The sequence below is a fragment of the Nocardioides lijunqiniae genome (assembly GCF_015024225.1).
Lineage (GTDB): Bacteria > Actinomycetota > Actinomycetes > Propionibacteriales > Nocardioidaceae > Nocardioides > Nocardioides lijunqiniae.
This window is the reverse complement of sequence record NZ_JACJGM010000063.1, coordinates 1-11194: the sequence shown is the minus strand read 5'-3', so window position 1 is coordinate 11194 and position 11194 is coordinate 1. Positions and strand designations below refer to the sequence as shown.

9 protein-coding genes are annotated in these 11194 nt (G+C 73.4%); 5 read left to right on the top strand and 4 right to left on the bottom strand.

The annotated features are described in order from the left end of the window. Nucleotides 1-311: 311 nt before the first annotated feature. The gene (locus IRQ30_RS22760; protein WP_193615108.1) at nucleotides 312-1106 is read right to left on the bottom strand and encodes a protein phosphatase 2C domain-containing protein; all 795 of its coding nucleotides are present in this window, start codon (nucleotides 1104-1106) and stop codon (nucleotides 312-314) included. Further along, nucleotides 1103-1804 (bottom strand): vWA domain-containing protein, encoded by a 702-nt coding sequence (locus tag IRQ30_RS22755; protein WP_193615107.1) that lies wholly within the window; start codon nucleotides 1802-1804, stop codon nucleotides 1103-1105. The genes IRQ30_RS22760 and IRQ30_RS22755 overlap by 4 nt, the downstream gene beginning before the upstream one ends. 52 nt (nucleotides 1805-1856) lie before the next feature. On the opposite strand from IRQ30_RS22755, the gene IRQ30_RS22750 reads away from it, so the two are divergent. Together IRQ30_RS22750 and IRQ30_RS22745 are read left to right on the top strand one after the other, a co-directional pair. Next, the gene (locus tag IRQ30_RS22750) at nucleotides 1857-3164 is read left to right on the top strand and encodes a protein kinase domain-containing protein (RefSeq protein WP_193615106.1); all 1308 of its coding nucleotides are present in this window, start codon (nucleotides 1857-1859) and stop codon (nucleotides 3162-3164) included. A gap of 1 nt (nucleotide 3165) precedes the next feature. After that, a complete protein-coding gene (locus tag IRQ30_RS22745) occupies nucleotides 3166-4734 on the top strand; it encodes an FHA domain-containing protein (protein WP_193615105.1) in 1569 nt (522 codons plus the stop codon). 9 nt (nucleotides 4735-4743) lie between these two features. Here the strand turns inward: IRQ30_RS22745 and IRQ30_RS22740 are convergent, their stop codons facing one another. Together IRQ30_RS22740 and IRQ30_RS22735 are read right to left on the bottom strand one after the other, a co-directional pair. Continuing rightward, nucleotides 4744-5514, bottom strand: coding sequence for a TSUP family transporter (locus IRQ30_RS22740; protein ID WP_193615104.1), 771 nt, complete (start codon nucleotides 5512-5514; stop codon nucleotides 4744-4746). Beyond that, nucleotides 5511-6233, bottom strand: coding sequence for a FadR/GntR family transcriptional regulator (locus IRQ30_RS22735; RefSeq protein ID WP_193615103.1), 723 nt, complete (start codon nucleotides 6231-6233; stop codon nucleotides 5511-5513). Before IRQ30_RS22735 ends, IRQ30_RS22740 begins: the two co-directional genes overlap by 4 nt. A 107-nt stretch (nucleotides 6234-6340) precedes the next feature. On the opposite strand from IRQ30_RS22735, the gene IRQ30_RS22730 reads away from it, so the two are divergent. From IRQ30_RS22730 to IRQ30_RS22720, 3 genes are read left to right on the top strand one after another with little or no spacing between them, the layout of a single operon-like run. Further along, nucleotides 6341-7660 (top strand): SLC13 family permease, encoded by a 1320-nt coding sequence (locus IRQ30_RS22730; RefSeq protein ID WP_193615102.1) that lies wholly within the window; start codon nucleotides 6341-6343, stop codon nucleotides 7658-7660. 19 nt (nucleotides 7661-7679) lie between these two features. Further along, nucleotides 7680-8852 (top strand): CaiB/BaiF CoA transferase family protein, encoded by a 1173-nt coding sequence (locus IRQ30_RS22725; RefSeq protein WP_193615101.1) that lies wholly within the window; start codon nucleotides 7680-7682, stop codon nucleotides 8850-8852. After that, nucleotides 8849-10291 carry a carboxyl transferase domain-containing protein gene (locus IRQ30_RS22720; protein ID WP_193615100.1) on the top strand — a complete coding sequence of 481 codons (1443 nt, stop codon included), beginning with the start codon at nucleotides 8849-8851 and terminating at the stop codon, nucleotides 10289-10291. The genes IRQ30_RS22725 and IRQ30_RS22720 overlap by 4 nt, the downstream gene beginning before the upstream one ends. Nucleotides 10292-11194 lie beyond the last annotated feature (903 nt).

The following is an 11194-nucleotide window of genomic DNA, read 5'->3' as shown; positions in this document are numbered from 1 at the left end:
TCAAGCTCTTTACTGGGGTGGTTTCGAGACGGGACTTCGCCCCTCCTCAACCACCGGGCCGGCGGCCCCCGTTGGTTGAGGAGGTTGCGCTAGCAACCGTCTCGAACCCAACTCCGCACCCGGACGCCCTGCCTTCGCTGCGGGGGTCTCGACGGGCGCTCCTCGCTGGGGCTCGTCGCTGCTCGACCACCGGTGTGTGGGTTCGAGGCTCGCTTCGCTCGCACCTCAACCACCGCGGGCTGGCCCCCGTTGGTTGAGGAGGTTGCGCAGCAACCGTCTCGAAACCGAGCCGCCGTAGAGGGCGGCGCTTCTCAAGGTCGGAGGTCGGTGCGGGCGAGGAGGGCGAGGGTGGTGTCGTCGCCGCCGATGCGGGCGGGCTCCTCGAGCCAGGCGGGGAGGCGCTCGGCGATCCAGGGGAGGCCGTGGTCGCGGGTGAGGTCGACGAGCTGGGCGCCGGTCTCCTGCCACCAGCCGTCGGCGTCGACGCGGGCGGCGCTGAAGCCGTCGGTGCAGACGTAGCCCAGGACGACGTCCTCGGCGCGGGTGTCGACGACGGCGACGCGGAGCGACTCGAGGGGGTCGGCCTGGCAGAGCGAGGTGGTGCGGTGGCCGTCGAGGTCGGGGTCCTCCGGCAGTGGTCGTACGGCGCGCCCGTCCGCACCCACGACGACCGCGTCGCCGTCCCCGATCTGCAGCACCCCGAGCAGGTCGCCCGTGGCGACCATCGCGATGACCGTCGTGCCGTAGGGGAGGAGCGCGCCCCGCGCCGCGACGTCGGGCTCCACCGGGTGGTCGCGCAGGTGCTCGAGCACCGCGGCGGTCCAGCGCTCCACGAGGGCGGCGCCGACGTCGGCCAAGATCTCCTCACCGCGTACGGCGCTCAGGTGCGGCGCCGCGTCGGCCAGGAGGTCCGCGACGATCCGCACCGCGAGCCCCGCGCCGACGTCGGAGCGGAAGTGGACGTGGTGGCCGTGCCCGTCGGCGACCGCGACCACGGCGACCCCGTCGTCGACGCGCACCTCGTGGGCGTCCTGGAGCGGCAGGTCCTCCCGCACGTGGACCGAGCCGATCTGCGTGCCGGACAGGGCGGTCCAGCCGCCGCTCATCCCTGGGTGCTCCAGATCGGGTCGCCCCCGGTGGTCTCCGGCGGGTTGACGGGCACGCCGCCGGCGCCGAGCACGGGCCGGGAGGCGCCGCGGCTGGCGGCCTTGGAGGCCCAGACGATGTACTCGACGAGCTGCTGAGGGTTGTCGGCGCGCAGCAGCGGCACGTCCTCGTCGCCGATGAAGCGGCGCAGGGCGTGCATGTCGGCGTCGCGGCCGACGCCGAGGCCGAGCCGGACGGCGGCCGCGCCCCAGCGCTCGTCGAGCAGCTCCTGCAGCCCGTCGACGAAGCTGGTGCCGGTGCTGTCGGTGGGACGCCCGTCGGAGACCAGGATGATCGCAGGGGGATAGCCACTGGCGCCGGTGTCCATCTCGCGCAGGCTCTTCGCGAGCACCGACAGGGCGCTGCCGAGCTCGGTGAAGCCCTTCGGGGTCGCCGGCAGCCGCTCCCAGTGGAACTGCTCGATGGGCGTCGGCTCCTCGACCACCCAGGTCGTCTCGGTGGCGAACGCCAGCACCCGCACGAGCAGCTCGGCGTGCGGGTTGGCGCGGGCCTCGTCGCGCAGGTGCGGGACCACCTCGGCCATGGCGTTGTTGAGCGCCTGGATGCGGCCGCCCCGGAGCATCGAGCCCGAGACGTCGAGCACGAAGATGAAGTGCAGCGGCTTGCGCTGGAGGGCGCCGCCCAGGCGATCCGTCATGTCCACCCCGCTCCGCGGTCTCGGCCGAGGCGACGATATACCCTCAGCAGCCATGAGCCTGCCTGACGGGACCGAGGTGGACCTCGGCCCACTCGGTCGCGCCCGGGTCGTGCGGCTGCTCGGCCAGGGCGGGCAGGGCTTCGTGCACGAGGTGCGCCTTCCGCACGGGGAGGCGCTGGCGCTGAAGTGGTACCGGCCAGAGTCGGCGTCGGCCGAGCAGTTCCACGAGATGCAGCGCCTGGTCGAGCTGGGCTCGCCGCACCAGCGGTTCCTGTGGCCGATCAGCATGGCCCGCGTCGCGGGCGAGCCGTCGTTCGGGTACGTGATGCGGCTGCGCGACCGCCGCTACCTCGAGCTGAGCTTCCTGCTCGCCAACACCGACCGCGACGGCACCCCGCTGGCGGTGTCCTTCGACGCGATCATCAGCATCTGCCGCCAGCTGGCCTCGAGCTTCCTGCGGTTGCACGCGCGGGGTCTGTGCTACCGCGACATCTCCTTCGGCAACGTCTTCTTCGACCCTGCCACCGGTGACGTGCTGATCTGCGACAACGACAACGTCGGGGTCGACGACGGCACCAGCCGGGTCCTCGGGACGCCGTTCTTCATGGCGCCCGAAGTGGTGCGGGACCTGACGTTCCAGACGCTGCCCAGCACCGACACCGACCGGCACTCGCTGGCCGTGCTGCTCTTCTACGCGCTCTTCCTGGGCCACCCCTTCGAGGGCGACCGGACCGACGACGGGCTTCGCGACGCGGCCTGGCTGCTCGAGCACTTCGGCACCGACCCGGTCTTCTGCCTGCACCCCGACCGCGACGACAACCGTCCCTCGCAGGTGGTGCAGGACTACTGGGCGATCTACCCGCGCTTCCTGCAGGACCTCTTCGTCCAGGCGTTCGTGGCCGGCGTCGACCGCCCCGGGCAGCGGGTGACCGAGGGGCAGTGGATGAAGGCGATGGACCGGCTGCGCGACGGGATGGTCCGCTGCCGCTGCGGCACCACCGGCTTCTGGGACCCCGCCGAGCCCCGCCGCACCTGCCGCGCCTGCGGACGGTCGCTGCACCCCGACCTCGTCCTCCAGGTGGGGCGTCGCACCCTGGCGGTCAGCGCCCTCGCCACGCTGCGCAGCGACCATCTCTCGCCCGGCGCGGACGAGTCGGTCGTGGTCGGGCGCGTGCGCCCCCACCCCCAGGTCGAGGGGCGCTGGGGACTCCAGAACCTGTCGGGCCGCGCCTGGGAGGCGACGTACGCCGCCGGGCAGCGCGTGCGGCTGGAGCCGGACCGCACGATGGAGCTCGTCGACGGCGTCCGCGTGGGCGTCGGCAGCTCCGTGGTCACGGCCGCTCGCACGCAGGCGGCCTGAGGTGCAGCGACTCCGCGTGGAGGTCGGCACGCGCACGATCGAGGTGGACGAGCCCCGCGTGCTGCGCGTGGGACGCGCGCTCGACTCGGACGTCCTGCTGACCGGCGACGGGGTCTCGCGCGTCCACGCGGAGGTGCGCCCGGACGCCGACGGCTGGCTCCTGGTCGACGTGCGCAGCGCCCACGGCACCTTCGTCGACGGGGAGCGCGTCACCGAGCTGCGGCTCACGGGCCCGGTCACGGTGCGGTGCGGCCCGGCCGACACCGGCAGCTCGTTCACGCTCACCCCGTCCCCGGAGCCCGAGGGCGACGACGAGGACGAGGACGACGCCGCGGACCTCGACCACACGGTGGTGCTGGCCGCCCAGCGCCCCGGACCGGAGCGCGACGAGCAGCGCAGCGGCCCGGACCTGATGGTCGTCGCGGAGGGTCGCGAGCACCGCTTCGCCCATCCGGCCACCGTCACCATCGGCCGGCTCCCCGAGAGCTCGGTGGTGCTCACCGACCGGGTCGCCTCGCGCGTGCACGGGCGGCTCGACGCCGTGCCCGGCGGCTGGACCTACACCAACGACTCCCGGGAGGGCACCTTCCTCGACGGTCGTCGCATCGACCGCCACCCGGTGCGCGAGCGGGTCGCGCTGCGGCTGGGCCACCCCGTCGCCGGACCCGAGGTGACCGTCGTGCCGCTGCTCTCGGCGCACGAGGAGGAGCGCCGCATCGCCCGCGCCCGCTGGTCGCGGCGGCTCAAGGCGGGTGCCGCGGCGCTGGTCGCCGTCGTCGTGGTGGCCGCCGGAGTCGCGGTCGCGGTCGTGGCGACCGACGACGGCGGGTCGGGGGGCGGCGGCGCCACGCCCACGGCCGAGTCCGACGTGCTCACCGGCGCGGAGCTCGACCGGGCCAAGGTGGCGACGGTCCTGATCTCGGCGGAGTCCGAGAGCGAGGACGGCGGCACGGTGACGTGGTCCGGCTCCGGCACCATCATCGGCTCCGAGGGCCTCATCCTCACCAACGCCCACGTCGCCGAGCCCGAGGCCGAGGGTCTCGACCGGCAGTACGGCCCGACGCAGGACACCAACCCCGACTACCTCCGCGTGGCGCTCGTCGAGGACGCTGCCGACTCGGCCGCGGCACCGACGTACCGCGCCCGCGTCGTGGTCAGCGACGGCTTCCTCGACGCCTCCGTCATCAAGATCTACGCCACCATCGACGGCGGCGAGCTCGACCGGCCCCTGGACCTGCCGACGCTGCCCGTGGGCGACTCCGACGAGCTGCGCACCGGCGACGACGTGACGGTGCTGGGCTTCCCGAGCATCTCGGGCTCCTCGGGCGTCTCGGTGACCCGCGGCGTGATCTCGACCTTCGTCGACGACCCGGCCCTGGGCCGGCGCTCGGAGATCGACACCGACGCCCGGATCGCGCCCGGCAACTCCGGCGGGGCGGCCATCGACAACGACGCCGAGATCGTCGGCATCCCCTCGGCGACGTTCTCCCAGGCCGGCTCGAACGTCGTGTCGGGGCGGGTGCGCTCGATCAACGCCGTCAAGCCGCTGATCCGCGAGGCCCGCCGCTGACCACCGGCGTCAGCCGACCAGCATCGACCCGGCGGCGGTGACGCCGGCGACGACGACCAGCACGCGGAACAGCGATGGCGGCAGCCGCCGCCCGACGCGCGCGCCGACGTAGCCCCCGACCACGGAGCCCGACGCGAGCAGGGCCACCGCACGCCAGTCGACGTCGGCCACGGCGATGAAGATCAGGGCGGCGAGCACGTTGCCGCACAGGATCGCCAGCGTCTTGAGGCCGTTGACGATGCGCAGCTCGAGGTCGAGCCCGAACCCGAGGACGGCGACCATCATCACGCCGGACCCGGCGCCGAAGTAGCCGCCGTAGACGCCCACCAGCGTCGAGAACGCGGTCGTGAGCGGCGACATGCGGGTGCGCTGCGCCGGAGCCTCGCCCGGTGGGTGTCGGCGGCGCAGGAGCGCGCTGATGCGGGGCTGGGCCCCGACCAGGAGGCAGGTGAAGAGGATCAGCCAGGGCACCACGGCCTCGAAGACGCCGGCGGGAAGACCGAGCAGCAGCACCGCGCCGAGGACCGACCCGACGGTGCAGGTCGCGATCACGGTGGCCGTCACCCGCGGATGCTCGCGCAGCTCGCGCCGGTAGCCGAACGAGCCGCTGGCTCCGGCCGGCACCATGCCGATGGTGTTGCTGACGTTGGCGACCACGGGTGGCAGCCCGACCGCGACCAGCACGGGGAAGCTCAGCAGCGAGGCCACCCCGACCGTGGAGGTGAGGACGCCCGCCCCGAACCCGGCGGCCACGACCGCCAGCTGCTCGAGCCCGCTCACTGCAGGGGGCGCAGGAGCGCGACGTCGCTGACCATCGCGACGTGCGCGTGCATCGCGTCCGCCGCGGCGGCCGGGTCGCCGGCGCGGATCGCGTCGGCGATGGCCCGGTGCCCGGCGAGCGAGTCACGCGGGCGGCCGGGCTGGCTCAGGGACTCGATGCGGGTCTCCTTGATCAGGTCGCCGATCTCGTCCATCAGTCGGGCCAGCAGCAGCGAGTGAGCGGCCGCCGTGACCGCGCCGTGGAAGCGCTCGTCGCCCTCGACCCCGCGCCCGCCGGCCCGGATGTCGGTCTCCATGGCGTCGAGGGCGTCGTCGATCCGCGCCAGGTCCTCCTCGCTGCGGCGCACCGCCGCGAGCGCGGCGATCTTGGTCTCGAGGGCGTCGCGGGTCTCGATGATCTCGGGGAGCCGGTCGGCGTGCGAGCGGATCGCCTCGACGATCCGGGTCGACCCGGGGGAGTCGCGCAGGATCGTCCCGTCCCCGTGGCGCACGGCCACGACGCCGATCACCTCGAGCGCGACCAGCGCCTGGCTGAGTGTGGCGCGGCTGACCCCGAGCCGGGTCGCGAGCTCGCGCTCGGGCGGCAGCCGGTCGCCGGCGCGCAGGTCGTTGTCGGCGATCCAGGCAGTGATCTGCTCCGCGACCTGCTCGTAGAGCCGGGTCCGCATCAACCGCTGCGGGAAGACGGGATCGGAGGGTCCTGGAGAAGCGGTGGACATGACCGGATCCTATTGACATCCGGCCCATTGACCTATTGGCTAGGCCACTGAGCCAGCGTGTGAGCCCGGTCACCCACGACCACGACGCCGGCAGCAGGAGGAGACTCATGGGTCCGGAATGGGTAGCGATCATCGCCCTCGTGGCGCTGTTCGTGATCGGCACGGTGCTGCCGATCAACATGGGAGCACTCGCGTACGTCGCGGCCTGGCTGGTCGGCATGTACTCGCTCGACCTCGACGAGAAGGAGATCCTGGCGGGGGTGAGCGGTGACCTGATCCTCACCCTGATCGGCGTCACCTACCTGTTCGCCATCGCCCGCAACAACGGCACCGTCGACCTCATCGTGAGAACCGCGGTGCGCGGCGTCGGCGGCCGCGTGGCGCTGATCCCGTGGGTGATGTTCGGCGTCACGGCGCTGCTCACCTCCATCGGCGCGGCCAGCCCGGCCGCCTGCGCCATCATCGGCCCGATCGCGCTCGGCTTCGCCGGCCGCTACAAGATCAACCCGCTGATGATGGGCATGTTCGTGGTCCACGGCGCCCAGGGCGGCGGGTTCTCCCCGATCAGCATCTACGGGACGATCACCAACTCAGTGATGGAGGACGCCGGCCTGCCCACGAGCGAGGTCACCGTCTTCCTCGCCAGCCTCGTCGTCAACACGATCATGGCCGCGATCCTCTTCGTCCTGCTCGGCGGCCGCGAGCTGATGTCGCGCCGGATCGACCCCGACGACCCCGACACCCTCGACGAGGACCTGCACCGCGGCGGCGCGCTCGTCCCCGCCCGCGGCATGGGCACCAGCGCCCCCACCGGCACCCAGGCGCTCGGCGTGCGCCGCGACCAGATCCTCACGCTGACGGCGTTCGTCGGTGTCGCCGTGATCGCGCTGGCCTTCGACAAGAACATCGGCTTCGTCGCCATCACCGCCGCCGTCATCCTCGCGATGCTCTCGCCCAACGAGCACAAGGACGCGGTCAAGCAGATCGCCTGGCCCACCGTCCTGCTGGTCGCCGGTGTGAGCACCTACGCCGCCATCCTCACCGCCGCCGGCTCCCCGGAGTACGTCGGCAAGTGGGCCGCCGGCTTCAGCGTGGTCGCCCTCGGCGCGCTGGTCCTGTGCTACGTCGGCGGCGTGGTCTCGGCCTTCGCGTCGTCGACCGCCCTGCTGCCGATCATCATCCCGATCGCGGTGCCGCTGATCGCCGAGGGCGGCATCTCCGCGGCGATGTTCGTCGCCGCGCTCGCCGTCTCGTCCACCATCGTGGACGTCAGCCCGTTCTCGACCAACGGTGCCCTGATGCTGGCCAACAGGCCGGACACCATCGAGGAGCCGGTGTTCTACAAGCAGATCCTGACCTACAGCGTGATCGTGGTGATCGTCGGACCGCTCCTGGTCTGGGCCGCGCTCGTGCTCCCGAGCTGGTGAACGAGAGGCTGACCGCGCCATGACCGGACCACTGGACGACGTCCTCGTCGTCGACCTGACCCGCGCCCTCGCCGGGCCTCACGCCACGATGATGATGGGCGACCTGGGCGCCCGCGTGATCAAGGTCGAGGCGCCCGGAAGCGGCGACGACACCCGGGGCTGGGGGCCGCCGTTCGTCGGCGACCCCGACCACCGCGAGTCGACGTACTTCCTCTCGGCCAACCGCAACAAGGAGTCGATCGCCCTCGACCTCAAGGACGACGGCGACCGCGAGCTCCTGCTGCGCCTCGTCGACCGGGCTGACGTGCTGGTCGAGAACTTCCGCACCGGCGTCCTCGAGCGCCTCGGACTCGGCATCGCCGCCCTGCAGGAGCGCAACCCGCGTCTGGTGGTCCTCTCCATCACCGGCTTCGGCCACGACGGTCCGGAGGGCGGCCGCGCCGGCTACGACCAGATCGCGCAGGGCGAGGCCGGGCTGATGTCGCTGACGGGCTCCCGGCCCGACGACCCGCAGCGCGTCGGCGTGCCGATCGCCGACCTGCTGTCGGGGATGTACGGCGCCTACGGCGTGCTCGCCGCCCTCAACGAGCGGCACCGCACCGGCCGGGGCACCGTCGTCCGGACCTCCCTGCTGGCCTCGGTCATCGGCGTGCACGCCTTCCAGGGCACGCGCTGGACCGTCGCCGGCGAGGTCGGCGCGGCCCAGGGCAACCACCACCCCTCCATCGCCCCCTACGGGCTCTTCCACTGCCGCGACGGTGCCGTGCAGATCGCGCTGGGCAGCGAAGGGCTCTGGCGCCGCTTCTGCGAGGGCTTCGGGCTCGACCCGGCGGCCGAGGGGCTGGCCACCAACGAGGAGCGCGTGGCGGTGCGCCAGCGCGTCATCGAGGTCGTCGAGGCCGCCTTCGCCGATTGGGACGCCGAGCCACTGCTCGCGCGGCTGGCCGAGGTGGGCGTGCCGGCCGGCAAGGTCCGGACCCTCGACGAGGTCTATGAGTGGGACCAGACCGCCAGCCAGGGCCTGCTGGTCGACGTCGAGCACCCGACGCTCGGACGGGTCACCCTGCCCGGGCCGCCGCTGAGGTTCTTCGACGCGGCCGGCGAGGAGGTCACGCGGCGCGACCACGTGTCGCCGCCGGTGCTCGACGAGCACGCGGGCTCCATCCGCGCCTGGCTGGAGGAGGACGCGTGAGTCGTCGCCGCTGGGGTGCCCAGGAGCTGCTCGACCTGGTCCTCGACGACGGGTCGTTCGTCTCCTGGGACAGCCCGATCGACATCTCCCACCACGCGGAGCCCTACCGGCGCGAGCTCGAGGCGGCCGCGGAGAAGTCCGGTGCCGACGAGGCCGTCCTCACCGGTCGCGGGTTGGTCAGCGGCCGGCCGGTGGCCGTGGTGGCCAACGAGTTCCGCTTCCTCGGCGGCTCGATCGGCCAAGCCACCGCCCGCCGCATCGCGTCCGCCGTGCGTCGGGCGACGGCGGAGGGGATCCCGGTGCTGGCCACGACCAGCTCGGGCGGCACCCGCATGCAGGAGGGCACCCCGGCGTTCGTGCAGATGGTCGACATCTCCCGCGCGCTGATGGCCCACCGGGCCGCCGGCCTGCCCTACCTCGTGCAGCTGCGGCACCCCACCACGGGCGGCGTCTTCGCGTCGTGGGGGTCGCTGGGCCACGTGACGGTGGCGGAGCCGGGCGCGCTCGTCGGCTTCCTCGGCCCGCGGGTCTACGAGGGCCTGACCGGCGACCCGTTCCCCGAGGGCGTGCAGACCGCCGAGAACCTCGCCGCCAAGGGCATCATCGACGCCGTCGTGTCGCCCGAGCAGCTGCCCGCGCTCGTCGACCTCGCGCTCGCCGTGCTGGTCGACGGGCCGGGGGAGTCCACGCTGCCCCGGCGCGAGGACCACGCGACCGCACGCCGTACGCCGGTCTGGGACTCGATCACGCGCACCCGCGCCGAGGGCCGTGCCGGCGTGCGCGACCTGCTGCGCCACGGCGCCACCGGCACCCTGCGGCTGCAGGGCACCGACGAGGGCGAGTTCGACGACACGGTGCTGCTGGCCCTGACGCGCATCGACGGCCAGCCGTGCGTCCTGGTCGGCCAGGACCGCACCCGCCAGACGCCCGAGCAGGCCATGGGCCCGGGTGCGCTGCGCGAGGCCCGGCGCGCGATGAGCCTGGCCGAGGAGCTCGGCCTGCCGCTGGTGACCATCATCGACACTCCCGGCGCCGAGCTCTCCCAGCGCGCCGAGGAGGGCGCCATCGCCGGTGAGATCGCGCGCTGCATCGGCACTCTCACCTCGATGACCGTGCCGACGCTCTCGGTGCTGCTCGGCCAGGGCACGGGCGGGGGCGCGCTCGCGCTGCTGCCGGCCGGCACCGTCATCGCCGCCGAGCACGCCTGGCTCTCGCCGCTGCCGCCCGAGGGCGCGAGCGTCATCGTCCACGGCGACGCCGGTCACGCCCCCGAGATGGCCGAGGCCCAGCTCGTCGGCGCCGCCGAGCTCCTCGCCGGCGGCACCGTCCAGCGCATCGTCCCCGAGGTCGACGGCGAGTCCGCCCGGGACCTCGCCGTCGCCGTCGCCGCCGAGATCGGAGCCCAGCTACGCCGCATGACCGCCGCCGTCGGGGCTTGAGGCGCGCCCTCGGTCGTTGAGGTGCGAGCGCAGCGACCCTCGAAACCACGCCGCCGCACTCCACCGGTGGTCGAGCAGCGAGGAGCGCCAGCGACGAGCGCCCGTCGAGACCCCCGCATCTCTGAAGGTGGCCTCGGGGCCGGACTGGGGTGCCGCGCGCGTAGCCGGTCGCGTCTCCGCGTCAAGGAGCTTCGCCCGCTTCGCGGCGCCCTTCGGGCGTCCTTGACCCGGAGCCTCTCTCGACCGGCTTGACGGCGCACGGGGCGACACGGCTTCGCCGCGCCGCCCGCGCAATGCGCGGCACCCCCTGCTGAGGCGCATGTGACTGGTGTTGCGGCAACCGACACTCAGCGTCGGCAGTTGGTCACCAGCCCGGGCCAGCTGAGCGTGAAGACCTCCGCCCGGAGCTCGAACTGCCGACATAGGTGACCGATAGGCGGGGCCCGCGCTGTTTGCGGGCGGCGCGGCGAAGCCGCCGCCGCCCGTGCGCCGTCCCAGCAGCCCGGGAGAGGCTCGGAGTCAAGGACGGCCGCAGGCCGCCGCGAAGCGGGCGAAGCTCCTTGACGCCGAGACCCGGGCTGCTACGCGGGCGGGCCAACACCAGCCCCGCACACAGCAGGTGGTTTCGAGGCTCGCTGCGCTCGCACCTCAACCACCGTGGGTCGCCGCTGGGCGGTCGGCTCACAGGGTCTCGACGGGCGCTCGTCGCTGGCGCTCCTCGCTGCTCGACCACCGGTGGGGGTGGTTTCGAGGCTCGCTGGCGCTCGCACCTCAACCACCGTAGGGTCGGTCCGCGGTCGGCTCACGGGGTCTCGACGGGCGCTCGTCGCTGGCGCTCCTCGCTGCTCGACCTACCGAGGGGTGGTTTCGAGGCTCGCTGCGCTCGCACCTCAACCACCGTGG

Coding starts and splice junctions, on each gene's coding strand:
- IRQ30_RS22730 (WP_193615102.1), top strand. CDS start 6,341: ATGGGTCCGGAATGGGTAGCGATCATCGCCCTCGTGGCGCTGTTCGTG.
- IRQ30_RS22735 (WP_193615103.1), bottom strand. CDS start 6,233: ATGTCCACCGCTTCTCCAGGACCCTCCGATCCCGTCTTCCCGCAGCGG.
- IRQ30_RS22760 (WP_193615108.1), bottom strand. CDS start 1,106: ATGAGCGGCGGCTGGACCGCCCTGTCCGGCACGCAGATCGGCTCGGTC.
- IRQ30_RS22755 (WP_193615107.1), bottom strand. CDS start 1,804: ATGACGGATCGCCTGGGCGGCGCCCTCCAGCGCAAGCCGCTGCACTTC.
- IRQ30_RS22750 (WP_193615106.1), top strand. CDS start 1,857: ATGAGCCTGCCTGACGGGACCGAGGTGGACCTCGGCCCACTCGGTCGC.
- IRQ30_RS22725 (WP_193615101.1), top strand. CDS start 7,680: ATGACCGGACCACTGGACGACGTCCTCGTCGTCGACCTGACCCGCGCC.